This is a genomic window from Kitasatospora sp. NPDC004289 (genome assembly GCF_053602875.1).
Genome location: NZ_JBSGEL010000077.1, coordinates 1 through 24,639 on the forward strand (window position 1 = coordinate 1; position 24,639 = coordinate 24,639).

Annotated in this window: 22 protein-coding genes and 1 pseudogene; 12 read left to right on the forward strand and 11 right to left on the reverse strand. The window is 70.8% G+C overall.

Annotated elements, in window-relative coordinates; all coding sequences use genetic code 11:
• Positions 1 to 101 precede the first annotated feature (101 nt).
• Positions 102 to 830, forward strand: coding sequence for a hypothetical protein (locus ACWEPF_RS33635; protein ID WP_452175571.1), 729 nt, complete (start codon positions 102 to 104; stop codon positions 828 to 830).
• 425 nt (positions 831 to 1,255) lie between these two features.
• A complete protein-coding gene (locus tag ACWEPF_RS33640; protein ID WP_452175572.1) occupies positions 1,256 to 2,434 on the forward strand; it encodes a protein-L-isoaspartate O-methyltransferase in 1,179 nt (392 codons plus the stop codon).
• Positions 2,435 to 2,938: 504 nt separating this feature from the next.
• On the opposite strand, the gene ACWEPF_RS33645 is transcribed toward ACWEPF_RS33640, so the two are convergent.
• On the reverse strand, positions 2,939 to 3,433 hold the full coding sequence (locus tag ACWEPF_RS33645) for a hypothetical protein (protein ID WP_452175573.1): 495 nt from the start codon (positions 3,431 to 3,433) through the stop codon (positions 2,939 to 2,941).
• A 203-nt stretch (positions 3,434 to 3,636) separates the two neighbouring features.
• Between ACWEPF_RS33645 and ACWEPF_RS33650 the strand changes: the two genes are divergently transcribed.
• Entirely contained in the window at positions 3,637 to 4,086 is a 450-nt protein-coding gene (locus tag ACWEPF_RS33650) for a hypothetical protein (RefSeq protein WP_452175574.1), read from the forward strand.
• Positions 4,087 to 4,219: 133 nt separating this feature from the next.
• Here ACWEPF_RS33650 and ACWEPF_RS33655 read toward each other — a convergent pair whose 3' ends face one another.
• Positions 4,220 to 5,572 carry a Fic family protein gene (locus ACWEPF_RS33655; RefSeq protein ID WP_452175575.1) on the reverse strand — a complete coding sequence of 451 codons (1,353 nt, stop codon included), beginning with the start codon at positions 5,570 to 5,572 and terminating at the stop codon, positions 4,220 to 4,222.
• Positions 5,573 to 6,323: 751 nt separating this feature from the next.
• On the opposite strand from ACWEPF_RS33655, the gene ACWEPF_RS33660 reads away from it, so the two are divergent.
• The 7 genes and pseudogenes from ACWEPF_RS33660 (at position 6,324) to ACWEPF_RS33690 (ending at position 10,823) form a co-directional block, all read left to right on the forward strand.
• Complete coding sequence (locus ACWEPF_RS33660) at positions 6,324 to 6,920, forward strand: RlpA-like double-psi beta-barrel domain-containing protein (protein ID WP_452175576.1); 597 nt, start codon at positions 6,324 to 6,326, stop codon at positions 6,918 to 6,920.
• 213 nt (positions 6,921 to 7,133) lie between these two features.
• Entirely contained in the window at positions 7,134 to 7,328 is a 195-nt protein-coding gene (locus tag ACWEPF_RS33665) for a hypothetical protein (RefSeq protein WP_452175577.1), read from the forward strand.
• 71 nt (positions 7,329 to 7,399) lie between these two features.
• A pseudogene (locus ACWEPF_RS33670) lies at positions 7,400 to 7,963 on the forward strand (sensor histidine kinase); the annotation flags it as partial.
• On the forward strand, positions 7,951 to 8,187 hold the full coding sequence (locus ACWEPF_RS33675) for a hypothetical protein (protein ID WP_452175578.1): 237 nt from the start codon (positions 7,951 to 7,953) through the stop codon (positions 8,185 to 8,187). The pseudogene ACWEPF_RS33670 and the gene ACWEPF_RS33675, both read left to right, overlap by 13 nt.
• A 482-nt stretch (positions 8,188 to 8,669) precedes the next feature.
• Positions 8,670 to 8,888, forward strand: a complete 219-nt coding sequence (locus ACWEPF_RS33680; RefSeq protein WP_452175579.1) for a ferredoxin — start codon at positions 8,670 to 8,672, stop codon at positions 8,886 to 8,888.
• Positions 8,889 to 8,980: 92 nt separating this feature from the next.
• The gene (locus ACWEPF_RS33685) at positions 8,981 to 10,186 is read left to right on the forward strand and encodes a cytochrome P450 (protein WP_452175580.1); all 1,206 of its coding nucleotides are present in this window, start codon (positions 8,981 to 8,983) and stop codon (positions 10,184 to 10,186) included.
• Between the two features lie 238 nt (positions 10,187 to 10,424).
• Positions 10,425 to 10,823: a hypothetical protein gene (locus tag ACWEPF_RS33690; protein WP_452175581.1), complete on the forward strand. Its 399-nt coding sequence runs from the start codon at positions 10,425 to 10,427 to the stop codon at positions 10,821 to 10,823.
• A 260-nt stretch (positions 10,824 to 11,083) separates the two neighbouring features.
• On the opposite strand, the gene ACWEPF_RS33695 is transcribed toward ACWEPF_RS33690, so the two are convergent.
• Together ACWEPF_RS33695 and ACWEPF_RS33700 are read right to left on the reverse strand one after the other, a co-directional pair.
• Positions 11,084 to 13,117 (reverse strand): endonuclease/exonuclease/phosphatase family protein, encoded by a 2,034-nt coding sequence (locus ACWEPF_RS33695; RefSeq protein ID WP_452175582.1) that lies wholly within the window; start codon positions 13,115 to 13,117, stop codon positions 11,084 to 11,086.
• 269 nt (positions 13,118 to 13,386) lie between these two features.
• Complete coding sequence (locus ACWEPF_RS33700; protein WP_452175583.1) at positions 13,387 to 13,863, reverse strand: hypothetical protein; 477 nt, start codon at positions 13,861 to 13,863, stop codon at positions 13,387 to 13,389.
• A gap of 153 nt (positions 13,864 to 14,016) precedes the next feature.
• On the opposite strand from ACWEPF_RS33700, the gene ACWEPF_RS33705 reads away from it, so the two are divergent.
• Positions 14,017 to 15,150, forward strand: coding sequence for a hypothetical protein (locus ACWEPF_RS33705; protein WP_452175584.1), 1,134 nt, complete (start codon positions 14,017 to 14,019; stop codon positions 15,148 to 15,150).
• A gap of 46 nt (positions 15,151 to 15,196) precedes the next feature.
• Here the strand turns inward: ACWEPF_RS33705 and ACWEPF_RS33710 are convergent, their stop codons facing one another.
• From ACWEPF_RS33710 to ACWEPF_RS33720, 3 genes are read right to left on the reverse strand one after another with little or no spacing between them, the layout of a single operon-like run.
• Positions 15,197 to 15,319: a hypothetical protein gene (locus tag ACWEPF_RS33710; RefSeq protein WP_452175585.1), complete on the reverse strand. Its 123-nt coding sequence runs from the start codon at positions 15,317 to 15,319 to the stop codon at positions 15,197 to 15,199.
• 13 nt (positions 15,320 to 15,332) lie between these two features.
• Positions 15,333 to 15,821: a helicase associated domain-containing protein gene (locus ACWEPF_RS33715; RefSeq protein WP_452175586.1), complete on the reverse strand. Its 489-nt coding sequence runs from the start codon at positions 15,819 to 15,821 to the stop codon at positions 15,333 to 15,335.
• Positions 15,781 to 18,285, reverse strand: coding sequence for a tetratricopeptide repeat protein (locus ACWEPF_RS33720; RefSeq protein ID WP_452175587.1), 2,505 nt, complete (start codon positions 18,283 to 18,285; stop codon positions 15,781 to 15,783). Before ACWEPF_RS33720 ends, ACWEPF_RS33715 begins: the two co-directional genes overlap by 41 nt.
• A gap of 79 nt (positions 18,286 to 18,364) precedes the next feature.
• Here ACWEPF_RS33720 and ACWEPF_RS33725 point away from each other — a divergent pair, with 79 nt between their 5' ends.
• Entirely contained in the window at positions 18,365 to 18,556 is a 192-nt protein-coding gene (locus ACWEPF_RS33725; protein WP_452175588.1) for a hypothetical protein, read from the forward strand.
• Positions 18,557 to 18,667: 111 nt separating this feature from the next.
• Here the strand turns inward: ACWEPF_RS33725 and ACWEPF_RS33730 are convergent, their stop codons facing one another.
• From ACWEPF_RS33730 to ACWEPF_RS33745, 4 genes are all read right to left on the reverse strand, one after another.
• Positions 18,668 to 21,274, reverse strand: coding sequence for a Helicase associated domain protein (locus ACWEPF_RS33730; RefSeq protein ID WP_452175589.1), 2,607 nt, complete (start codon positions 21,272 to 21,274; stop codon positions 18,668 to 18,670).
• Positions 21,275 to 21,637: 363 nt separating this feature from the next.
• Entirely contained in the window at positions 21,638 to 23,386 is a 1,749-nt protein-coding gene (locus ACWEPF_RS33735) for an ABC-three component system protein (RefSeq protein WP_452175590.1), read from the reverse strand.
• A complete protein-coding gene (locus ACWEPF_RS33740) occupies positions 23,364 to 23,630 on the reverse strand; it encodes an ABC-three component system middle component 6 (RefSeq protein WP_452175591.1) in 267 nt (88 codons plus the stop codon). Before ACWEPF_RS33740 ends, ACWEPF_RS33735 begins: the two co-directional genes overlap by 23 nt.
• Positions 23,627 to 24,568 carry an ABC-three component system protein gene (locus ACWEPF_RS33745; protein WP_452175592.1) on the reverse strand — a complete coding sequence of 314 codons (942 nt, stop codon included), beginning with the start codon at positions 24,566 to 24,568 and terminating at the stop codon, positions 23,627 to 23,629. Before ACWEPF_RS33745 ends, ACWEPF_RS33740 begins: the two co-directional genes overlap by 4 nt.
• Positions 24,569 to 24,639 lie beyond the last annotated feature (71 nt).

Below are 24,639 nucleotides of genomic sequence, written 5' to 3' on the forward strand. Positions count from 1 at the left end.
ACCGGCCCCCAACGCCGGTCAGACGAGCGGGCGGTACATCACCAGCAGGTCCACATAACCGAGCTCGGCGTGCCGGAAGCCCTCCGGGACGGTGCAAGTCGGTGGAACCGGCGGCCGTCTGCCGGATCGAGACGTTGCCGGACGGTTCGGTGCTGAGGATCCATCAGGGGCTGGAGTACCCGGACGGCCGGGAGGACACCAAGTTCTGGAGCGCGCTGCTGGCGGGCAAGGACGGCCGGGTGGTCGAGATCGACGAATGGAACGCCCCCGAGTCCAAGGGCGCCCCGGTCAGCCGGCCCACGCCGCCGCTGTCGGTGGCCCAACTGACCGCCGCCCTGCAGTCCCGGGCCTGGGATCCGGTGGTGGCCGACCTGCCGACGGCGGGCGAACGGCGCAGCGCGGCGAGCGCGAGCCCCGGCCAGACCGTGCTGCCGTCCGCGTGGGCCGCCGCCGTCGCCGGCTCCCTCATGCCGCCCGGCCTCATCGGCGTCCCCGCCGGCCAGGGCACGGACGGCCGGGCCAGGCTCACGGTCAAGGGCAGCGAGAACAGCGGCCTGCTGGACGTCCTGGTCGAGGACCACCGGGCCGACCTCCCCGGCTACGGCGACCGGTACCGGGCCGCAGAGGTCCGCGACGGCCACCGGGTGCTGGTGTCCAGCGGCAGCGGTTCCGCGCCGCGCTGGCGGGTGGACGTGCTGCGGCCCGATGGCCGACGCGTGCTGTTGGAGGCGTACGCCGGCAGCGGGCCCGAACTGCGCGAGGGACAGGCCCTGTTGGACGCCGAGCAGCTGATCACCATCGCCGTCGCGCCCGGCTGGGCAACTGGGTGACCCGTTGCCGGGCCGGACCCAATCCTCACCCGCCGTTGTCCTGGAAGGGTGCACACAGCGTGCACAGCGGAGCCACGATCGGGATCACCGCCGTCATCGCCGCGATGGTCGCTGACAGGTGGTCAGCCAGGTACGGATGAGCGGGCGCGGGCTGGTCCTGCCGGTTGGCGGTGATGTCCTGCGTAGCCGGTCAACACTGCCCGCTGCCGCACCACCCCGACGCGCTCTTTCCCGGCGGGCGTCGGGCGTGCACGATGGGCGTCGAGGCCCGCCGGGTCGGCCGGGCGGCCACGACGAGGGAGGGACGCGGGCATGGGAGACCACGAGAAGCCGGCGCCGGATCCGGGCCAGGGCACTCCGCCTCCCGGCAACGCGGACGGCCAGGTACCGCCTCCGCCACCCGGCGACGGCAAGCACAAGAAGTAGTGGAGCGGCAGGGGACGGGCGAGGTGGCCGAGGCCGGCGACACCACTGGTCAGGGCGGGATCGCGTCATGGCGGGCGCGGCTGGACGAGCGGATGGCGAGCGCGGGCACGTGGCCCGAGCGCTCGCCCTGGATCCGTGAAGCCGTCACCGCGTGGCCGCGCGACAGGTTCGCCCCCTCGCGGTTGTGGGAGTGGGACGGCCACGCCTGGGAGCCCGTCGACCGGGACAGGGGCCCTGACCGTTGGGCCGGGTTGCTCTACGCCGACCAGCACGCCCCGGCCGTCACCCAGATCACCGCGAACCTGCCCACCTCCAGCCTCTCCGCGCCGGCCCTCGTCGTCGACATGCTCGACTCCCTGCAACCCGAGCCCGGGAACCAGGTACTGGAGCTCGGCACCGGCATGTCCGCCTGGAACGCCGCGCTCCTCACCTGGCGCACCGGTCCCAAGACCGTGACCACCGTCGAGGCCGACCCCCGGCTCTCGGCCGCCGCCGCGGTCCGTCTGGAGCACCTGGGCCTCCACGTCACGGCCGTGACAGGCGACGGCAACGCGGGATGCGAGGCCGGCGCCCCCTACGACCGGGTGGTGGCCACCTACGCCGTCGAGCGCGTGCCGTGGGCGTGGATCGCCCAGTGCCGGCCCGGCGGCCGACTTGTCGTGCCGTGGGGTCGGCTCGGGCACGTCGCCCTCATCGTCGCCGAGGACCACACCCACGCCCAGGGCTGGTTCCAGGGCCTGGCCCAGTTCATGCCCGACCGCACCGTCCCCAGTCACCCGCACCGCACCTACGCCGAGGTCCGTGGCCACCAGGAGCCGGACGGCGAACGCCCGCTCCGTCGTGATCTGACCCCGCTCGGCGCGGACTGGGGGCTGCGCTTCCACCTGCGGGTCGCGCTGCCCGAGGTCGAGCTGACCACCGCGGCCGACGGGGACGGCACGTCGGCGTGGATCCACGACGGCCGGTCGTGGGCGAGCCTGTCCACCACGGCCCACGGGGTCTTCGCCCATCAGGGCGGGCCGCGCCGCCTGGCCGACGAACTCGAATCCGCATGGGACCAGTGGTCCGTGCTGGGCAGCCCGAGCGTGTACGACTACGGCATGACCGTCACCGCGGACGGACAGTGGGTGTGGGCGCTGGACGCAGATACCGGCCCGAGATGGCGCACGACGCCCTGAGCAGACGGCCGGGGCCTGGCGGGCCGCTCAGGTGAGCCGGGGTCGCCCCCACCTGGCTGCTTCGATTACTTGTGCGGTGTTGCCGGCCCACCGGAAGCGGTCCTCGTCCTCGTCCCGTTCGAGGATGCCCGCCGCAGTGAGCTGGAGCGGCGACTCGTGGAGGGCGTCTCCCACCGGGTTCGCGGTCCAGAACGCCCACTTCATCGACGAGAAGTCCTGGTCCGACCCACCGCGTTCACCGCGCGACTGTTCTCCCCGCTGCTGTCCCTGGCCGGGTGTGACGGCTCGTCACGTGCCGGCCCGGTTCGGGTGCACCTCGTCGGCCGGCTCTACTGGTGACCCCCGCCGCGAGGTCCGCGCCGACCGCGGCTCCTGCGGCTGTCCCCACAGCACCCCGTGCGCTCACGATCACGCCTGCTGTCCTGAATCACCCGTTGATCCACGCCACACGAGCAGTCGAGCTCAGCAACGTCAGCGAGCGGTCGAGTCCGCGCCGTCCGATCCTCAGCGCATCTTCCCGATCTCCAATGCCCGAGCCCGCTCTCCGGTGTTCTCGGGGCGGATCCGCTCGGCCAGGCAGTGCCGGTGGGCTATGACGGTGTGGCTTCCTGGACCGTCATTGCTCCGCGAGTCCAGGACAAGCGCGTTTCCGCCTGGGGCCACCGTGACCCGTTCACCGCAGAAGTCGCAGGCCCGGACCAGTGACTCCAGGTCGGCAGGGCGGATGCTGAGCCGCACTGACACCGGCGGATGCCAGCGGCGGACCTGCTCGATGACCGCATCGATCTGCGAACCGACGGGTGGAAAGAGCGCGAGCAGTTCGTCATGGCTGCTCGTGGTTCGGGAGAACTGCTCGATCATGTCGACAGAGGCCGAGAGACGGGCGTTCTCGTAGCCGACGATCTCAACGAGCACGCCCCATGGGTGATGGCTCAGGACGTTGGCCCGAACCCTCTGACCAGGCATCAGCGCCAGACTCTCCGTCTCGAATCTCTCCATGAACCGCTTCCTTGTCCTTACCCTGCCGGGCCGCACCTGGTGGTGCTCAGGCGGGTTCGACGGCGTCGGAGTCGATCTCCGCGCACAGGCCCCGCAACGCGTCATCGTATTGGTCGCGGTTGAACTGGAACGGACCGAACGTCGTGCAGCCGCGGCTCCTCCGGCAGGGCTGCTCGAAGGAATCCCAGTGGCAGACTGTCGCCATGGCGGAGGACGATCTTGAGACGATGCGGCGCGAGCTTGCCGAGGCCCGCGCCGAACGCGACGCACTGCAGCGGGAACTCGGCGACTTGAGGGCCAGGCTGTGCATCAAGCTCGGCATCGTCCGCCGAGAGGAGCCGGACGAGGCTCCCTCCACAGTTCTCAGCGTTGCGAGCGATGCGGAGATCGTCCAGGAGGTCCAACGGCTTCGAGATGATCTGGCGAGACTCGTGGACACGGAGCGGTCGGACGGCCTGCGATGGTCGGGAATCGATGACCTGATCACGGGTAACCGGAAGATCCATGCCGTCCAGACCATCCGAGCTCGGTTCGGGGCGAGTTTGCCCCTGGCCGTCGACCTGCTCAGCGAGCGGTACACCCAGCTTCGGCACCGGTACCCCGAACGCTTCAGCGAAAGCCCCGAAGCGTACTGGGACGGCTTCACGTCCTGACCAACTCGGCCGCCTGTGGCAACGAAGCCACCAAACACCGCTCGGTCGGTGACGGTCCTCACCGATGCACATCCGCCAGGGCGGGCGCGTGGCGTCCGGCGCGACGTCCGTCACCGAACTGGCGGGGCAACCGTCACCGAGCGGCGGCGCGGCTCTGTGCGATCTGGAACTCGACGGTGCGGCACAGACTCAGGGCGTCCTGCGGGTCGTCGGCCCGGAGGCTGAACCGCCGGATGAACAGTACCGAATCGAGGGTGACGCCCTCGCGGGCCAGCACGAACAGCAGGGCGAGCAGGGCGGCGCGGGCGTTGCCGTCGTCGAACGGGTGGAAGAAGCAGACATCGAGGTAGGCCCGGGCGGCCCTGGCGGCCGGGGACCGCCGGCTGTCGGCTGCCTGTGCGAGACAGGTGTCGAGGTGGGAACGGGTGTCGGGGCCGATCCCGTAGCGCTCCTCACCGCCCTTGGCGAAGGCCGGGTGCGTACGCAGGTTCGGCGGCTCGGGTGTGCCCAGCACGTGCTGCTGCCAGCCGCGCAGCAGTTCGAAGTCGAGCACGGCACCACGTCCCGCGTCGGCCCGCACCAGATCCAGCGCAGTGAGGAGGCCGGTGGCGCGGGCGGGGTCCACCGCCGCGTCGAAGGAGCGGAACTCCTCCGCGGCGCCGTCGCGGGCGGGGACCACCTTCCCGGTGTCCGCGCCGTCCTCACGGGCGGGCCACGGCACGCGCTCGCGCACCGCGATCCAGCGCTCCAGGTGGTCCGGGAGCGGCCCGGCCTCCGGCGGCCACTGGGTGTCCTGCGGCCGCAGTGGGCCGACCATCCGTTCGGCGATGTCCTCCGCCAGGACGGAGTCCGGTGCGGTCCAGCTCTTGAACCGGCCGCCGACCGCCTGCTTCACGAGCCGCTCAGCCAGCTCGGGGCCAACCCCCCAGTACGTGAGGAACCACTCCAGGACCTGGTTGCAGTGCCCGTACCAGCCGCTGTCTGCGCCCGTCTGGTCGGCCACCTGCAGGATGAGGTTGCGAGCGGCCCGCTCCCACAGGATCCTGTCCGCGTCCAGGCGCTCGGTGTCCAGGGGGTAGGCCTCGAAAAGGTCCGCGAGGCGTTCGAGCCAGTCACGCCACTCGCACAGCGCCGCGACGACCTGGTCGACGGTCTGCTCAGGAGTGCTGATCGAGTGGGAAGCGCAGCACCAGTTGCCGACGGGTCCGCCGGCGACGTCTCCTTCACCGTTCGACCAGCGCCATCCTGCCGCCCAGGGGCCGTATCGCTGGATCAGTACGTGTGTCATGGCATCGGACCACGGCTTGGCTACGTCCCAGTCCCAGTTGACCTCGGTCAGGTCGAGCGCGGGGTCGAGCCGGGAGGGCACCCGCTGGGCCGGGCCGAGCGAGCGGATCTCCCGCGCCGCCGAAGCGGAGTCGAAGGGGTGGCCGGCGGGGTCGACCTGATCCCAGGTCAGATCCTTGGGGTAGAGCACATTGAACACCGGGCAAGCGTGCACGTCGGCCGAAGGCGCGGGCAACGCAATTTCCGCGGGCCCCACGGCCGACGCCCCACCCCGCTCGGTGGAAGGCCGTTACGGCCCCGACGTGACTGCCCTGGTGTCAGGTCGTAGCGCTTTCCCGAGTGGAGGGAGAAGGACGCCGAAGCTGCTGTAGCCCTCGCAGACGAACCCCGGCTGCGGTGACGCATGTGTAGGCGGCCTGGACGCTTGGCGGTCGACCTGCGGGAGCGTCGGCAGCAAGGCCGCCAGAGTGTTTTCTGTGACGAAGGGCCAGAAGCTCTGCCTCAAAGGGCAGTTCCGCGTCGTGGAATGGACGCGGAGTTGTTCGTGTGGCTAGCGTTCGGGTGTTGCCAGGTTCGCGATCTTCGTTCTGAGGGGGAGGCCGTCAGTACGGAGGGGCTCCCGCCATGCTTGCGCACAGGCGGCCTCGGCAGCCGAGCAGTGCCCAGACCGAAAGGCCGACGATCGCTGCGATGGCGGTGGTGCTGCCCGAAAAGGCCGGGGGCCGGCCGGGAACGGTAACGTCACCCGCCGTCGAAGGCGGATTCCGTCGAAACCCATTGTCGGCCCGGTTGGATGCAGCGCCCGGCGTCGTGCCGGGCGTCCGGTGCGGTGACCGTTGCCAGGGCGACGCCTGCACGTCCGAGTTCGCGGTGCACGGTTCGGCGGACCGCTCGACGAGCCGGCCACAAGGGTCAATTCGCTCCGGGCACGGCCCGGTGCAGCGACTCCCATGAGAAAACACCTGAGAGGAACCATGAAGAGTTCGACGAGGAACACCATCACCGCAGGCGTGGGAACGCTGGCATTCGCGGCCGTGTTCGCGGCGGCGGCACTGCCGGCCTCCGCGGCCACGTACAAGGGCCGGGCTACCTCCTACTCGCCCGGGCTCAACGCGTGCGGGACGGTGGATTCCGCCGGGGACTTCATCGTGGCGGTCAGCCCCCAGATGTTCGACAACGGATCGGTGTGCTTCGCGACGGTCAGCATCACCTACAAGGGCCGCACCGCGACCGCGAAGGTGACCGATCGGGCGCCGGGTGCGGGCATCAACGACCTCGACATGTCCCCGGGGCTGTTCAAGTACTTCGCCGGCCAGAGCCAGAACGCGATCTCCGGCGTGAGTTGGCACTTCAAGGACTCCAAGCCCACGCCCGGCGGGACGTCGAAGGCGCCGACGCCGAAGCCCACCATGACGCCGAAGCCGCCGACGCCGAACCCGACCCGGACGACGAAGGCGCCGAACCCGAACCCCACCAGGACGACGAAGGCGCCGAACCCGACCAGGACGACGAAGGCACCCGCACCGAATCCGACCCGGACTCCTTGAGTCCCAACACGCAGGGACCGAGCGTCGGGTGCTGGGTCGCTCCCCGGAAGAGTTGGTGATCGAGCACGCCAGCCTGACTGGGAGGCGTGCGGCCTGGCAGTTCAGTTGCCGGCGGCCTGTTCTCCTGGCTGCCGACTGCCGATGCAGTGCGTGCCGTCTTGGTCCCGGACGGTTGAGCCCATCCGGGGCGGTGGTGGGGGTGGGCCCGAGGAGGTGCCGCTGGCGGCGGTGGCCATCGCCGAGGGCCGTGTCGAGGTCGAGTCGATCTGGCGCACCGACACCCCTGACGGCCGGCGGGCGGAGTACTGGAGCCGGTTCCGTCTGCGGTTGACCGTCACCCTGGCGCTGGCCTTGCTGGTGGGTCTGCCGCTGGTGGGCGTCCTGTACGAGGTCTTCGTGCGGGAGTGAGCGGCTGATCTCCATGCCTGGCCGTGCTGTGGCGGTGGTGGTCGGCGGCCTCGACGTCCAGCAGCTCCAGGAGTTCCGCCGCGCGGCGGCGGATCGAGCGCGACCTGCACGGCGGCGTACAGCAGCGCCTCGTCTGGCCAGGCTGGCCCTCGGCGACCCGCCGGAGGACGCCCGCAGGGTGATCGACGAGGCGCACCGCGAGGCGAAGGTGGCGATCACCGAGCTGAACACCCTGGTGCGCGGCCTGCATCCGGCCGTCCTCGAGGACCGCGGCCTCGGCACCGCATCGTCCGGGGCCGCCGCCCGCCTCCCGGATCCCGGTGCGCGTGACGGTGGACCTTCCCCGACGCCCCGCACTCGCGGTTGAGGCCGTCGCGTACTGCGTGCTCTCCGAAGCCCTGACGAACGTGGTCGAACACGCCCGGGTGACCAAGGCGGACGTGACCGTGGAGCGGATCGGCGAGGCACTGCTGGTCGTCGTCGCGGACGACGGCGCGGGCGGCGCGGACCTCGCGGCGGCCGGCGATGGCACCGGGCTCGCCAAACGCGTCGCGTCCGTCGACGGCACGTTCTCCTGCCGCAGCCCCGCCGGGGGCCCGACCGTCATCACCGTGGAGCTGCCGTGCGCGCCGTGATCGCCCAGGACTCCCTGGGCTGCGAGCCCGCCGAAGCCGCCGGCGGCACGGGCGGGCGCCGCTCCGCCGCGGAGGCGGACAAGAGCGGCGACGTCCGTCACATGCCGTCACCGGACGGCTCGTTCCTCGGTCCGGCCTCCGCCCCGATGTGGTTCCGACCGACTCGCGGGGACGCCTCCGCGACGGCGTGGCAGGCCTTTCGGGGCGGGCCGACCGTGCCGTAGGGGCCCGTACCGGGGCGGCCGGACGCTGTCGGCCCGGCCGGAATCCGTCGTCGAAGTCACCTTCGACGGCCTCCGGTGCAGTCGCCGCTACCCTGCGAGCGCAGTCCTTGCTGTCCCGTCAGGGCAGTCCTTGCTTCCCCCCCCGCGACGTCCCGCCATCTCGCCGCCGGCCCTGCGGTTCGCCGAGGTGGTGGACTCCCGGCCGGACAAGAGCACCGCCGGGGACGAAACACCCTCCTCCGTAGGGGAGTTGGCCACCACCGAAGGCCTGTGAGGCCGTCCGCACGGCTGGGTCCGTCAACCCGTCCGGCCAGGTATCACGGGTTGAAACGCCTTGCGCCGCAACGGGGTTCGCGCACGGTGGCCGATTCAGCCATTCCCGTTCCGGCCACCGTGGTCTGGACCAGTGGCGGCTAGGTTGGCCGTGACAAGGAGAGGCGGCCGCCGGCCAGCCGGTACCGCCCTGGCGAAAGGTGCCCGACATGCAGGTGAGCGTCGACCGGGACCGCTGTTGCACCTCCGGCATGTGCGTGACGAACGCCCCCGGGGTCTTCGAGCAGGACGACCGGGACGGTCTCGTGAGGCTCCGTCAGACCGTCCTGCTGCCCGAGCAGTTCGACGACGTCCGACTCGCCTCCGAGCTCTGCCCGGGCCGGGCGATCACCGTCACCGGGGGCGAGCCCGTGCGGACCGGGGCCTGACGGACCCCCGCCACCGACCCCGCAGGCCGCGCCGGGAACCTTCCCGGGCCCCAGCCCCACGAGAACACCCGCGACGTGAGGAGACCTCCGCTGTGACCAGCGCACCCACCACCCCCGTCCTCGCCCTGCCGGCCCCGCACTCCGGCGGCTGTCCGTTCGGCCCGCCGCCCGCGTACCCCGAGGCCGCCGCCACCGGGCCGGTGACCAGGGCCAAGCTGCCCGACGGCGACCTCTGCTGGTTGGTCACCGGCTTCGCCGAGGTCCGCACCGTGCTGTCCGACCGCCGGTTCAGCGCCGACATCCGCCACCCGACCTTCCCGCTGCTGATCGCGGGCGCTCGCGAGCTGATCACCGACAATCCGGACTTCCTGCGACTGGACGACCCCGAGCACGCCCGCCAGCGCCGCATGATCACCGGGGAGTTCCTGGTCAAGCGGGTGGAGGAGCACCGCCCGGAGATCCAGCGGATCGTGGACGGGGTGCTGGACCGGATGACCGAGGGCCGGACCACCGCCGACCTGGTCACCGACTTCGCGCTGCCGGTGCCCTCACTGGTGATCTGCCTGCTGCTCGGCGTGCCGTACGAGGACCACGAACGCTTCCAGGACCTGAGCCGCACGATGGTCAGCCGGGAGGCCACCGTGGAGCAGCTCCGCGTGGCCCAGGAGGAGGTCCGCGACTACCTTCGCGGCCTGACCGACCGCAAGCGCGAACACCCCGAGGACGACGCCCTCAGCCGGCTCGCCGCGCGCGACGACCTGACCCCGGACGACGTGGCCGGCATGGGCGTGCTGCTGCTGATCGCCGGGCACGACACGACCGCGAGCATGATCTCGCTGGCGACCGCGCTGCTGCTGGACCACCCCGAGCAGATCCCCGCCCTGGCCGATCCGGCCACCCTGCCGGGCGCGGTGGAGGAGCTGCTGCGGCTGCTGACCATCGTGCACACCGGCCTGCCCCGGGTGGCGCTGGAGGACGTGGAGCTGGGCGGCGTCACCATCCGGGCCGGGGAGGGCGTGATGGCACTGCTCTCCACCGCCAACCGGGACGAGGCGGTGTTCGGTGGCGACGGCCGTCGGGCGACGGACGAGCTGGACCTGGAGCGGGACGCCCGGCGGCAGCTGGCGTTCGGTTTCGGCGTGCACCAGTGCCTGGGCCAGCCGCTGGCCCGCGCCGAACTCCAGATCGCCCTGGAGACGCTGTTCCGCCGACTGCCGGGGCTGCGGTCGGCCGGCGAGCGCGAGTTCCGTACCGACTCGTTCATCTACGGCATGCGGTCGCTGCCCGTGACCTGGTGAGCGGGGCCTGACGGAGAACTCCGAGTGGAGCACCGGCCCGCCCGCCACGACGTTCCATCACGGCGGGCGGGCGGGCTTGCCGGTCGAGGCCGAGCGCGGCGAGCCACTCGGAGCAGGGCCTCGGTCAGCTCGGCCCACCCCGGTGCGGTCGAGCCCCGCTGAGACGGTCACCTGCCCCCCGACACGCGCTCGTGGTCGGTCCGCCGGCCGTACCGGACGGATGGTGGATGATCAGGGTGTGCTGGTGCAGACAGAGTTGATGCCGACCTCCGAGCCGGAGCGGATGATGGTCCGGTTTCACACATCCGTCGGCAGTGCCGTGGCGGTGTGGCGCGGCGACCCGTTCGAGGTGGCGGGCCGGCACTACATCGAGTGGACCGTCAGGGAGGAGATCCTCTGGGGTCTCAACACCCGACCGACCCCGCTCACCGAACCGGGCATCCGCGAGGACGCCGGCCACGTGGTCCTGCGCGGTCGGCTGGAGCTAGTCGAGGAACCCCTCGCGGTTCTCGATCTGGGCGACTCGCCGGTGTGGTTCGAGATCGGATCGCCACCACCGCCCGACGGAATCGACGGCACCTGGGTGGAGATCACCGTCGCAGCGGACAAGGTGGAGCTGTACCCCTACCGGCTCTGACCGGTCTCACCCACCCGGCAAGAGCGCCCCGGCCGGGGCGAGCCCGGGACACCACCGCCGAACCCACCAGGTCGTGCGGCGACGCGACGCCGTGTCTCCCAGGGCGGTGATGCGGGGGAGGAGCACGCCGGTACGGGCCGCCCTGCGGGCAGCGCCGGTACCCACTGCCGAGGAGGTGCGAGGCACCCCGGCGTGTGCGGGAACGTCCAGGTGGTGTTCGCGCGAGACGGGGTGACGGGTGTCGGGGCCGCTGCGGTCGGTCAGTCGGGGGTTCGGGCGAGGGTGCATTCGAAGCGGTAGGTGCCGCTCTGGACGGAGAAGGGCGACTGGACGCGTTTGGTGAGCGGGTCGCCGGGTGCCAGGGCCTGGATGAGGGTGGTGTCCGGAGGGTCCTGGAGGAAGTCGTGCTCCTTCACCCAGACCTCGATGTGCTGGGCGAACGCGACCACGGGGACCTGGCCTTCGAGTTTGAGCATCTCGCCGGAGTCCGCGTCGTCCCAGTAGGTGCTGAAGAAGTAGCCGGGCAGGCCGTCCGCCTGGAGTTGGAGGGTGATCTCGTCGCCGCCGGCCCAGTCGGGGCCGGTCTCGTCGATGCAGCGCAGGACCATCGGACCGGTGGGGGTGGAGCGCAGGTAGGTCAGGCCCGACTTCCAGCCCACCCGGAACCCGGTGTCGGTGAGGGAGGAGCGCATGAGGCGCAGCATCACCTCCTCGACGCCGACGGCGCTCAGGTCCACCTCGGAGAGGGGTCCGCTTCCGGAGGCGGTGAGCGTCCCGGCCGATCCGCTGAGGACCTCGAGTGTGGCTTCGTGGCCGGTGCTGTTGAGGAGGGTGAAGGTGGAGGTGTGCGGGAGGCCGCTGTGGGCGCGGTCGATGCGGGCGCGGAACCAGCACTCGTCGTTGGGGCCGAGCTTCTGGCCGTTGGGCAGTTGCGGGTCCTTCGCGGCTTCCCAGGGCAGAAGGGCGATGGCGGTGGCTCGGGTCTCACCGCGGTGGCGCAGGACGCCGACGTGGCAGACGCCGCGGTAGCCGCCGCTCTGCCGCGTGGCCCGTACGCGGATGAAGAACGGGCCGCGGCTTTCGAACTGTTGCCCGTCCGCGCCGGGTTCGATCCCGAGCCGGCGCAGGTCTCCCGGCAGTGTGCTCAGCCCGCTCGCGGCCGGTGGCAGGACGTCGTAGGGGACGAGGGGAGTTGACATGTCGTCAGCGGTGAACAGGTCGATGTCGAGCTGGGGTTCGGGGAAGACGGTGTACGTCCCGGGTTCCTCGATGTACACCCACTGGTAGCTGCCGTCGTGGACGATGTTCAGCCCGTACGCCCGCAGCCCCTCCGGGGTGGTGGCGGCGGGCACCGTGACGGCGCGGGAGGGCGTGCAGGCGGGGGTCTCCAGGTGGGCGTCGGCTTCCAGCGACCAGTGGTCGCTCTGTGCGCGGAACCTGGTGCGCATGTGCTGCGGCACGAGCCTGCGCTCGGGGGCCCGGCTGTAGCACTGGTAGTCCAGCCGCATCAGCAGCCCGGCCGGTAGCTCCCCGTTCTCGCCGGGGTCCAGGTTGTTGCAGGTGTAGCCCGGATCGGACTCCACGAACGCGTTCGGGGGACGCATGAAGGTCCGCCAGCCGTCGGTCAGGTCGGTGCTGAAGACACCGCTCGGGGCGGCGAACACCGTGCCCCACTCCGCAAGGGCCGCGCCCGGGTCGCCCCGTACGTTGAAGTCGCCCATGACCACCAGGGTGCGCCAGAGCCCGGTGCCGGGCGGGCCGAGGATCAGAGCGAGCTGCTGGCCGAGGTCCTTGAACTGTCCGGCCCGCTCGGCCGCGTACTGGTCCTCCCACTCGTAGAAGGCCTGGGTGTGGGTGAACGCGATCGTCACCACCCCGGTCGGCGGGAACAGCACCTGGACCAGGCCCACCCCCTTGCACGCCAGGGCGTCCTTGTCGGCCGAGTCCGGGTAGGAGAAGAAGTGCACCTTGGGGTCGCTGGCCTGAGGGGGGAGCGTGCGGAACGGCAGGCGGCTGAACAGCATCAGCCCGCTGTCCTGCCCGATGGCGCAGTCGTCCAGCTTGACGGCGATGTGCGGGTAGGCGGGCTTGAGCCGGTCGTAGAGGACGTCGCGCCCGGTCTCGCTGAACACCTCGTTGAAGGCGATCACGTGCGGCCGGTCGTCGGGGGCAAGGGCGTCGACGGCGTCCGCCACCGCGTGCGCCCGGCCCTCCGCCTCGTTGCCCGGCGAGGTCGTGCCGGGCACGGTGGGCAGCAACTGGACGTTGAAGGTCATCAGCTTCAGCGCGCTCATCAGGTCGTGTCTCCCCGGCCCGTCGCATCTCCTGAACACTGGTCAGTTTCCCTGCCCCGAGCGGGGTTGGGCAGGGGCGAAACGGGTGACGGGCCCTGCCGGGGCGGGTCGCCGAGGCCCGGGGTGCCACCGCCTCCTCCGCGGCCGTGTTGTCCGCGGACAACACAGCGCCGGGGTACGGCCGGGCGACGTATCGCAGCGCGAGTACTGCCGCGCGCCTGCGAACCGCGGAGGGCACCGCTGCGGCGATGCGAGCGTTCTCCACGGGATCAGGGTGCGGGGGATCGCTTTCGGCCGGACCGTTCGCCCGCCGCGCCGGCCAGGATCCCGCAGGCCACAGCGGCAAGCCCGAGAACCCCCACGGCCGGGTTGACGTAACCCGGTACAGCGACGGTGTAGCCACCTCCCGCGCGCAGCTCGCACGTGAAGCGCAGCGGCAGGAAGCTCACGCTGTGGTCCACGACCGTCTCCGCCCGGGCCATGCCGCCCTCACGGCAGGGCTGGATCGGGAAAGCGTCGGTTCCACTGTCGTCCGTCGTCAGGACGGCGCCGAGGAGGTGCAGCGCACCCCACAGGTACGCGGCGGCCGCACCCCCGGCCGACAGCAGCGCCACCCCGCGCAGGCCGCCGGACGGACCGGCGTCGCCACTGCTGCGGACCAGCGCCACGGTCCCCAGGATGAACAGGACCGGCGCGGCAACCAGCCCAGCCAGCACCACTGCGACAAGCACGAAGAATTCGAGCAACGATTCCCCCCAAGGTCGTACTCCACGACGACGCGCCCCACAGGTCCGGTTCCGCCGCGACGAGCGCGGCCTCGCCGGTCACCACCGATCCTGAGCCGCCGGTCACAGCGGCAGCCACCCGAGGGTGTCGGTGGCGCCCTCCACGATCCCGGAGTGCCCGACACCATCACCCCCACCGACGTCCCCATCACCGGCGCCGACACCACCGAGGGCCCCGAGCAGACCGAGGCGGAGCCGCACCCCGACTTCGTGATGCCGCTCCCCGAGCCCGGCGACGCCCAGGCCGCGGTCGTCCGATGGTGCGACCGGATCGCCGCGCGGGCCCGCGCGGCCTACCCCGACGAGAAGGACGCGCGGGGCAACGTCATCGCCGACCGCTGGTTGGAACGCGCCCGCTACCCCGGCCCCACCCCCACCCAGCCCCTCGACACCGGCGAAGCCCGCCCCGGCCGGCTCCACTGCCGCCCGATCTCCTCGGCGTGCCAGAAAGCCGGCCGCAGGCGCCGCCACCCCGGCGTGAGACGGCCGCAGACCCACCACAACGGCCGGCGTGCGCACGCGCCCGGCTCAGCTGACACGGCCATCTGGCGGCCCTTCATGCCCGCCCCTACCATCACCGGGAGCGGAAACGAGGGGGCGCACATGCAGGAGCAGGAAGCGGCTGCGGCCGCGGTCCGGGTGCTCGTCGAATCCGTCGCCAGGGGAGGGGCGGCGACGGGGCCAGAGGCCCAGGTGATCGCACTCGTGCGGGAACGCCTCGGCCGAACGGAGACGGGCCGATCGGCGTTGCTGCGCCTCGACACGGAGCGGAGCGCCGCAGCCGAAGCGGCCGCAGCGACGGTGCTGGCCGGCGAGTTGGCCGCCGACGCCGTGTTCGGGCACCTGATCCGGACCACGCTGGACGGCCGAGAACCCAGTCCGGCCCAAACCCCTCCCGTCCCCCCGCCCCCGCCCTACCCCCCGTCTGGTCCCTCGCCGGACAGCCCGGGGCCGCTCCACGAGACCACCACCCGGCCCCGCCCGGCCCCCCGACGCGTCGCCGCCGTCTGGCTGCTCGGCATCCCCCAGGTGCTCCTGGCCTTCATCGCCGGCAACCTGGCCGCCGAAGTCGGCGCGCCCTCCCTGCTGGTCGGCACCGTCTTCACCGCCTCGGCGGTCCTGCTTGCCCTCGGCATCAGGATCGGCGCCACCACCCTGCGGCAGACCCCCAGCCCTCTGCTGGTCGTGGGCGTCGTCGTCGACGCGCTGCTGATGGTGCGCATGTTCCTGGCGCTCATCGGAATCTGACCCCAGGCATCACCAGCCGACGGCGCACCAGGCAGAGCGGCCCCGCTCACGCCTCCACCACCGCCCACTCCCCGCCGTGCTCGGCGAGCTGCGCGAGTTGATCCGGCGTCAGCCCCGCCCTGCGGCTTTTGATGTTGTTGAGCCAGGTGCCCAGCGCGAAGTGCGTCACCGACACCCGCTCCTCACCGCCTGGACCGGTCTCCACGGCCTCCAACGGCTGCTTGTGCGATCCCGAGCGCGCCCAGCAGGTCCTGCTGCTCCTGGTCGAGCTCGCCGAAGGCGGCCCGCTGCGCCGCCGCCCACCGCCCCAGCGCCTCGCCCGCGAACTCGGTCTCCACCGGCAGCGCGGCCCAGTCCACCCGGCCGTCGGACTCCAGCCACCACGGCCGGGCGTTGGCGTACGAGCGCTGCCAGGTGATCGGCCAGCGCGGCGCCCACCACGGGTCGATCGCCTCCAGCTGCGCCCGCCGCTCCGGATCGAGCGCGCCCGCCTCGCCCCCCGGGACCTCGGCCGCAGCCCGCAGCGCGGCGAGCCAGGCCCGATGGCGTACCCGCCGCCGATCACCGCCCGCGCCAGTGCTGCATCCCGTCCCAGCCGTGATCCTGGTGACCGAGCTCAGGATGTCCGTATTACTCGTCGGGTTTGGCGAGGGCCTCGGTGGCTTTCTCATCGTCGCCGGACCGCCGGTAGGCGTCCGCCGCTGCGAGCCGCACCGCCCGCACCTCGCCCGCCGGGCGCCCGGCGGCCAGCAGAGTGTCGGCGAGCTCGTCCGAGGCCTCACCAAGGCGGTGCAGGTCGTCCAACTCCCGGAACAAGGCGACAGCGCGCTCACCCACCTCCACCGCCCGCCCGAACTCCTCCAACCCCCGCGCTGTGGTGCCGAGGTTGTTCCACGCCGTGGCTTCGCTGTGGCGGTCGCCGAGGTCTTGGTAGATGTCGAGGGCGCTCTGGTGGGCGTGGTGGGCTTCGTCGAAGCGCCGCAGCTCGCGCAGGGTGAGGCCGAGGTTGCCCCACGCCGTGGCTTCGCCGTGGCGGTCGCCGAGGTCTTGGTAGATGTCGAGGGCGCTTCGGTGGGCGTGGTGGGCTTCGTCGAAGCGCCGCAGCTCGCGCAGGGTGAGGCCGAGGCTGTTCCACGCCATGGCTTCGCCGTGGCGGTCGCCGAGGTCTTGGTAGATGTCGAGGGCGCTTCGGTGGGCGTGGTGGGCTTCGTCGAAGCGCTGCAGCTCGCGCAGGGTGAGGCCGAGGCTGTTCCACGCGCTGGCTTCGCCGTGGCGGTCGCCGAGGTCTTGGTAGATGTCGAGGGCGCTCTGGTGGGCGTGGTGGGCTTCGCCGAAGCGCCGAAGATCTTTCAGGGCGTTGCCAAGATTTCCCTGTGTGCCGGCTTCGCCGTGGCGGTCGCCGAGGGCGGTGGCGGCTTGGTGGGCGGCGGTGGCGGTGTCGTGGGCGTCCTGCAGGTGGCGGCGAAGACGCAGGTAGGACCCGAGATAGGAAGCGAGGCTCATGGTAATGCGGTGCTTGCCGGTGGTGTGAGCGTGGTGGACGGTGGCGACGAGGCCGGCGTGTTCGGCATCCAGCCAGGCCAGCGCCGATCCCCGGTCGGTGAAGCGGCTCCGGTCACCGGTCTCGCTGGGCTCGAGGTGCAGGTCGGCGGCCCGCACGGTGCGCAGGTAGTAGTCGTAGAGCCGGTTGAGGGCGGTGTTGCTGCGCTGGGGGTGCTGTGCGGCTTGTTCGGTGGCGTAGGCGCGGACCAGGTCGTGCATCCGCCACCGTTCTGTGTCCGGGTCCTGGCGGATGAGGCTCGCGTCGGCGAGCAGGTCCAGTCGCTTGCGGACATCCCGCAGCTTGCCAATACCGGTGAGGGCGGCAGCTGTCTCGGTCGAGATGTCGGGGCCGGGGTTGACCGCCAGCAGCCGGAACAGCTCCGCCTGCGGCACCGACAGCCGCCGGTACGAGCCAGCAAGGACGGTGCGGACCGCGTCCTTACGGTCCTCCAGCACCTCCAACCGCTCACCCAGCGCCTCCAGCTCCTTCGCCAACTGCGCGGGCTTGAGGGCGCGCCCGAGCTGGGCGGCGGCGATCCGCAGCGCCAGCGGCAGATACCCGCACAGCTGCGCCACCCGTGCCGACCCCACCGGATCGGCGGTGACACGCTCGTCCCCGCGCCGGACCGTCCGCAGGGCGGTGTCCATGAGCGCGACGGCGTTCTCGGGAGTGAGGACGTCGAGGTCGACGAGCTCGGCCCCGAGGTCGGGGGCGAGGTTGTCCCGGGAGGTCACCAGCATCCGGTGCGGGCCCTTCGCCGCCGGCACCAGCAGCTCGACCTGGGCCGGGTCGGAGGCGTTGTCGGCCAACACCAGAACCCGCTCACCCGCCGCTGCTCGCGCGGCGAGCTGGCCGCGGTAGAGGGCGGCGCGCTGGTCGGGCTCGGGCGGGATCCGCTCCGGATCGGTGTCCAGCGCGCGCAGGGCGGTGTCGAGTGCCTGCGCGCAGTCGATCGGGTTCTCGTCGTAGCCGTAGAGGTCGAGGAACAGCACCCCGGTGAACAGCCCTCGCTCCAAAGCTGTGTGGGCCAAGGCGAGGGCGAGGGTGGTCTTGCCCATCCCGCCCATCCCCAGCACCGACGCCACCACCACCGCACCCGCCCCGCTCTCGACCTCGGAGCCGCTCTCGGCATCCGCAGCGGGCGCGAGGAGTTCGAGCAGGCCCTCGAGGTCTTCGTCACGGCCGGTGAACCCGCCCGGGACGGCCGGAGGAGGAGCCAGGGGCGCCAGCCCCGAACCCGCACCCTCCGGTACGGGCCGGCCAGAAGCGCCGATCGAAATGCGGCCCCCATCGGCCCCGACGGCGCCGCGCCGGAGCTTCAGCAGCAGCTCATCCGGCATCTTCAACGCCTTCGCCAACGCGGCGACGGTGGCCGCGCTCGGCACCCGGGCCCCGTCCTGCAGCGCCTCGTGGATCGTGGTGCGGCTCAACCCCGACTTGGCAATCAGCTGGGCTCTCGTCAACTGCGAACGGGCGACCCCGTCGGCGAGCAGCTCCCGCAACTCGACAAGATCATCTTCCCCGCTCACATGAACCTCGCATCCCGCACAACCACGCGCTCTCACAACCACACGTCCGACGATGTTCATCATCGTCCGCTCGGACCACGACGGACACCGATTCCGGGACCTTCGTTCACGTCAACTTCCCTCCACCCACCGGGAGACCACCGTGACCGTCGTCCTGCTCACCATCGCCCTCGTCGTCCTGTTCGCGCTCCTCGCCGCCGCCGCGGCCGGCGTCCTGGCCCGCTTCGACGGCGCCACCTACCCCGCCGCCATCACCCGCGCCGCCACTACCTTCACCGCCGTCCTCGCCCTCGCAGCCGCCATCACCGCGGCCCTCACCCAGCTTTCCGGCTGAACCCCACCACACCCGGCTGGGCAGGCCTCCCAAGGCCTGCCCAGCTCACCAACCCCAGTCCAGCCGCACGGCCTCGGAAGGACCGCCGACCGGCCCGAAGGCCGGGCCGGGTCACGTACCCGCTACCGCCCACTCGACGCCGTGTGCGGCGAGTTGTGCGAGCTGATCCGGGGTCAGCTTGGCGCGGCGGGCTTTGGCGTTGTTCATAAATGCACCCAGGGCCACCTCATGGACCAGCACGTTCTCCTCGCCCTCGGGGCCGGCCTCCACCACCTCCACCACCTGGCGGTGCGGGCGGGGAACTTGCGGATGCCGGTGCTCGGCGACGAACGCGGCCAACGCCGCCACCCCGAGCTGGAACCGGTCGGTGCGGGAGACCTTCGGCCGGGCGTCGGCCGCGGCCTTCGCCGCGACCAGGTCGGGGTCGGCCTCGATGCCGATGGCGGCCAGCAGTTCCTGCTGCTCCGTCTCCAGCCCTGGGTGGCCGGCCCGCTGGGCGAGCACCCACCGGCCCAGGGCCTCGCCCTCGAACATCACGCCCTCGGCCAGCTGCGCCCACGCGACCTTCCCGTCCGACTCCAGCCACCACGACCTGGCCACCGCGTAGGTCCGCTGCCAGGCGATCGGCCAGCTCGGGCACCACCACGGGTCGATCTCCTCCAACGCCCGCCTGCGCTCCGGCGCCAACGACCCCGGCTCACTCTCCGGAACCTGCGCGGCCGCCCGCAGCTCGGCCAACCACGTGCCGATGGCGTACCCGCCGATCGAGGCCCGCGCCGGGGCCGCCAAGCTCCCGCCGTGGTCCTTCGCCCAGACCTTCGCCCAGGAGAGGCCGGCCTCGAACCTGGCGTCCGACACCGACCACACCATGTCGAACCCGTCCAGCTGCTCCACCCGCCATGGCGCCAGTTCACCGGCCGCATTCTCCACCCGGCGGTCCGACAACCACCGCCCGAGCGGGTAATTGCCGTTCTCCCCCACCAGGGCCGCATAGGGCACGTTCAGGTGCCCGTGCTCCTTGTACCAATTCCGCACATGCCCGATCGCCTCACGCCACAACTGCGTCTCGCCCCGCAATACCCGCGAGGCGATGAACAGCGCCAGGACGTCGTCACCGGGGTCGGACTCGAACCGTACCGGGAGCGTGAACGCTCCCATGCCACCGCTGCCACCACCGTGCCCTTCACCAGGGGCGTAAGCCGCCTCGACGCTGCGCCCGGTGGTGCGGCGGCCGCTGCGCTGCGGCACCGCGAGGGCTTCAACCATGCGTTCGTCGTGTGACCTCAAAGCGGCCAAGATTTTGACGAGCCCGTTATAGCTGTCAGACTCCAGAATGTCCCCGGGCCGCTCCCCGGGCTTGAGGAAGACGGGAACGATAAGGCTCGCCGTCTTCTTCTCGCCGGGCTTGATCCGAAGGGCCCGGCCGACGGCCTGGACGATATCAACCATGCTACCCCGGCCGGAAATCAGAACCGAATCTGCATTCGGGATATCGACTCCCTCGCCGAGGATCTTGCACTGGGCGATCACCCGGTAGGTCAGACCGTCGTCCTCCTCGGTCAATCCGAACTCCCCGATGACCTCCTCGCGGAAATCCACCCCGTGCTCTCCGGAGAGCCACTGCGACCAGACCTCAGCCGGGTATTTCTCGGAGTCGCTCTCGTGAAGCTGCTCGGCCGTCTGTTTCAGCGTCTCGCTGAAACAGCGGGCCTCCAGCGTCCTGTTGTGGAACGTGATGGTGCGCTTCAACCCGCGCTCGGCGGCGACCTTGAGCAGCCCGGCCTGCATCGCTGCGAGCTGCTCGGCCGGCACCTCGTCCTCGCTCCCGTCCTGCGCCTCACCGACGCCTGCGCCCCACGGCACCGGCTGCGCCTTGGCGGCGTCCCGGTCCGAGCGCGGGTCCCTCAGCTCAACCACCACCACCTCAAAAGGGGCCAGCAGCGATTTTTCGACCGCCTCGGCCAAGCCCATGGAGAACACCTGCGGCCCGTAGATCCGCACGTCATCCATCGACACCGCCAGCTCCTCCGGCAGCGGCTGGTACGCCCCCTCACGGCCCATGGAGGCCTTGAGCGCCTTCCTCGGCGGCGCCCAGATCCGCGGCGTAGCCGTGGCATAGAGGCGCCTGGCCGCCGGGATCAGGCCCTGGTCGTGCACCACGGTCCAGCTCTTCTCCACGTGCCCGGAGGAGCGGTGCGCCTCGTCGCAGACCATCAGGTCCAGTTCGGGCAGCAGCTTCCCCTGGGTGCGGGCCCAGAACTGGTAGGCGTCGGCGACCGCGCCCACCGAGGCGTAGGTGGCGAACAGGGTCAGCGGGCGCCGGCCCCGGGCAGCGTCGGCGATCCAGGACGCGACCATCAGACCGTTGGTCGAAGCCGTCACCCCCACCGGCAGCTCATCCTGGACCAGCGAGCACACCGCCCGCATCTCCCCGGCGCGGCCGGCCGCCCGCCAGGACCCGATCATCTGGGTGAGGAGGTTCAGGGTCGGCACCACGACCAGGACCACGCCGCGGGGCGCCAGGCGCTGCGCGGCGAACGCGCCGACGTACGACTTCCCGGTGCCGGTGGCCATCTGCACCGTCACCCTCAGCCCGTTCGGAGCTACCTGCCCCGGCCGCAGCGTCAGACCCCGCACAATCGCCGCCACTGCCTCCTCCTGGTGCCCCCGCAGCTTGATGCCCTTCGAGGCTTCCACCGCCAGCAGACCCGGCTTCACAGCACCCATATGAGGTCCCGCTGGTTCTGATTTTTGATCTTGATTTTTAGGTGTGTTTTGCGGGTTGAGTGAGAGGTCGTCAGGGCTGCTTGGCGTTGTCTGGTGGTTCGGGGGCCGTCAGTTGGTTGCGCTGCTGGGGCGGGTGTTGTCTCTGACCTGCTGGTTTCGCAGTTCTGTCGGGAACTAGCGGCTTTGTTGGGTGGTCTTCGTTGTGGTTCAGGTGTATTGACTGCCCCGTAGGTCGCCGGTGGGGAGGCCGGGCTGAGTGGTGTGGCCGTAGAGAGCGTTCTTCACCCGGCGGCCTGTTCGCGCGGGGGAGTGGGCAGGCTGGTTCAGGTGGGACTGGCCGGGGCCGGGGGTTGGTCAGTAGCGGAAGCCGAAGAGTCCGCCGGCGGGAGTGTCGGTCAGGACGGTGTCGAGGATGTAGGGGTCGGCGTTGAAGCCGCGGTTGGTGGCCTTGGCCAGGTCGTCGGTGTTGAGGGTGACGATGTACTGCATGTTCTCTTCGGCGGTGACGGTCGCGGCGAGTTCGAGGGCTGCTTTGAGTTGGCGGTCGTCGACGCCGTCGTAGAGGTGGCTGTCGTGGATCAGGAAGTCGGGCCCGTGTCCGTGGCGGTGGGCCAGGACAGCCAGGGTCAGGTCGAAGCAGAAGATGACCATGTTGCCGATGCCGCGACTGTCGTCGCTGTCGATGCGTGGGGTGATGGTCAGGCTTTCGCGTCCGGCGTGGATGGCCAGGAAGGCTTCGCGGGGCCCGTAGAGGGCTTGGGCGAAGCGGGAGAACAGCAGGGTCGCCTCACTGGTCTGCTGGGCGCGTTCGTCGATGTCGGTCTCGACGGCCTGCTGCAGTTCGATGCGTTTGGCGGTGATCTGGCGTGAGCTGGCTTCCAGGGTCTGGGCAGCGTCGTAGCGGTGGCGCAGGGCCCCCAGAGCCGCCTGCTCGCGGGCGAGGGCCTGCTGGAGGGAGGTCAGTGCTTCCAGAGCGCCGCCTTCGTCGAGCTGACGCAGCAGCTGCGCCTGCTGCTCGCCCAGGCGCGCGCGTTCGCTGCGGCGTTCGGCCAGGCGGACGGTCAGTTCGCTGATCTCTTCGTCGAGGAAGCGGCGCCGGTTGCGCACGATGGAGTGGTGGAACGCCTCGACTTCCTGGAAACGACGGCGGACCTGGTCGCCGAGGACGATCCCCAGCTCTTCGTAGACGGGCTGCAGGTACTGGGTGTCGACGTCTGCTGTCTCGGTGACGGCCTGCTGCAGTTCCTCGAGGTTGGACTGCTCGATGGTGTCGTCCTGGGAAAGCTGCTTGATACGGCGGGAGAGCTCGTCAGCCTGGTCTTTGAGGTGCTCGTACTCCGGGACGACCTGGAAGGCGTTGACCTGGGCCTGAAGTCGCCTCACCTGGGCCTCGGCGAGAGCGATCTGGCCACGCAGGTCGGCGGTCGAGCCGACGATCTGTCCCCAGACCGGGTCATTGACCGCCTTGCGGAGCTGTTTGCGGGTGGCGTCGCGAGCGGCGAGCTGCCGGTACCCGTCTGCGAGCTGCCAGTCCAGGCCGAGAAGGTAGGCCAGGTTCGTGGTGGCGTCGGCGGCAGACTGGCGGGCGAAGGTGCGTCCGGCTTCGTTGAAGCCGTGGGCCGAGACCCGGCGTGCGAGGTAGGACAGCAGGGTTCTGCCGCTGACACCAAGATGGTCTCCGCGCAGCCCGAACAGCCGGTGCTCGATCAGGTGGTTCCACTGTTCGATCGGCACCTCTACCGGGCCCTGCGACCTGAGGTCGAACAGTGAGTCCGGATCGGGAGAGGTCACGTCAGGCCACAGGGTCACGAAAGCCGGCCGTGCGCCGCTGCGGCGCACCTGAAGGACCCCGGGGGTGCCGGGCCAGTCCAGGTCCAAGCCGAAGGTGATCTGCTTGAGAGCCCGCTTGGTGAAGGGGTTGCGGGAGTCGCCACGCGCACCGAGCAGGAAATGCACGAGTTCGACCATGCTGGACTTGCCGGCGCTGTTGCGGCTGTCGGTGGACGCGGAGGTGTCGGTCTTGTCGGCGAGCAGCAGGTTCAGGCCGCCGCGGAAGCGGATCTCCTTGAACCGGGCGTCGTCAGCGCTCAGGCGACGCAGCATCTGCACTCCTTGCGACAAGCAGGTCCTCGTGCAGTTCGACCGCACCGAGTCCGTGGAGGACGTCCAAGGCCAGGACGAACCAGCCGAACGATACCGGGGAGTAGTGGTGGTGCTCGCGGCGCCAGGCCTTCAGCCGTGCCCAGGCCTGGCTTACGGTCCGCGGCTCGTCCAACTGCAGCAGGACCTGGGCGCCGACCGCCAGCAAGCAGCGGTCAGGAGCGATGCCCTTGGTGGGTGTGATCACGGCTGCGCCCCTACCAACGGGGCTGGGGCCCAGCCACTGGGCGGAGCCTCGAAGATGTCGCAGCGGAAGAAGAAGTGCGCCAGGACCACCCACGCCGCTCTGTGCACTGGCAGCCGCTGGTGCTCGTTGCCCAGGACGTACATCTCCAACTGCCACAGCACGTCGTCGGGGTCCGGATACTGCTTGCGGACCTGCTCGTAGAAGATGCGGAATCCGCGAGCGACCTCGTCGTGCTCCAGCGCTCGGATTCCCCCGGCGTAGAAGGCCTCGACCAGGTGGGTGTGGCGCATGCCGCGCAGCAGGTCTTCTCGCGAGTCGCCTTGGAGCAGATTGAAGGCGAGCTTCTCCTCGTGGACCTGAGGCAGGTCCATGAGCGGGTCCGCTTCGGTCCGTAGCCCCTTGAGGTGCTGCAGCAGGGGCTTCAGGTCGTCCATACCGACCCCGTACACGGTGGGCTTCACCGGGATCTCGCAGCCCAGGACGTCTTCGGCCTGCTCCAGCTCCAGGCCCATGCACTCCTGCCAGATGCTGCGCGTCCCCATCTGCTCGAACGCCAGATCCGGGTGATCCGTGTCGGCAACGGAGAGCATGGTCGTGACCTCGGGGTGGACCCCTCGCCGATCGTTGTGGACGAACACAAAGGTGTCGAACTGGCCGTTGCGCTGACGTATCGCGCTGGCCAGGTCCTTGGTGAACTTCGCCCTCACCGCAGATACATCCACGGTCTGCGGGGCGTAGCACGCGTAGAGCTTACGGCTGCTGAGAGTGAGTCCGTCCGCGCCTTGGTCGCCGAGTCTGCCGTGGGTCCGCACGTCGAGGAAGTTGGGATGCCGCGTCACCATGACTCGGTGGAAGAAGTCCTCGAAGGCTGACTCGTAGAGATCGGCCATCAACTCGAGGAACTTCACGCGGGCGTACATCCGCTGCTCGAATCGCACCCGTCCCCCTAACAGTCAAGAACGCCATGGTAGCTGCGCGCGACCAGACGCAGAAAGGCTCAAGTCATTCT

Coding starts and splice junctions, on each gene's coding strand:
- ACWEPF_RS33650 (WP_452175574.1), top strand. CDS start 3,637: ATGGCGGAGGACGATCTTGAGACGATGCGGCGCGAGCTTGCCGAGGCC.
- ACWEPF_RS33715 (WP_452175586.1), bottom strand. CDS start 15,821: ATGAGAAAGCCACCGAGGCCCTCGCCAAACCCGACGAGTAATACGGAC.
- ACWEPF_RS33645 (WP_452175573.1), bottom strand. CDS start 3,433: ATGGAGAGATTCGAGACGGAGAGTCTGGCGCTGATGCCTGGTCAGAGG.
- ACWEPF_RS33680 (WP_452175579.1), top strand. CDS start 8,670: ATGCAGGTGAGCGTCGACCGGGACCGCTGTTGCACCTCCGGCATGTGC.
- ACWEPF_RS33660 (WP_452175576.1), top strand. CDS start 6,324: ATGAGAAAACACCTGAGAGGAACCATGAAGAGTTCGACGAGGAACACC.
- ACWEPF_RS33695 (WP_452175582.1), bottom strand. CDS start 13,117: ATGAGCGCGCTGAAGCTGATGACCTTCAACGTCCAGTTGCTGCCCACC.
- ACWEPF_RS33720 (WP_452175587.1), bottom strand. CDS start 18,285: ATGATGAACATCGTCGGACGTGTGGTTGTGAGAGCGCGTGGTTGTGCG.
- ACWEPF_RS33735 (WP_452175590.1), bottom strand. CDS start 23,386: ATGCTGCGTCGCCTGAGCGCTGACGACGCCCGGTTCAAGGAGATCCGC.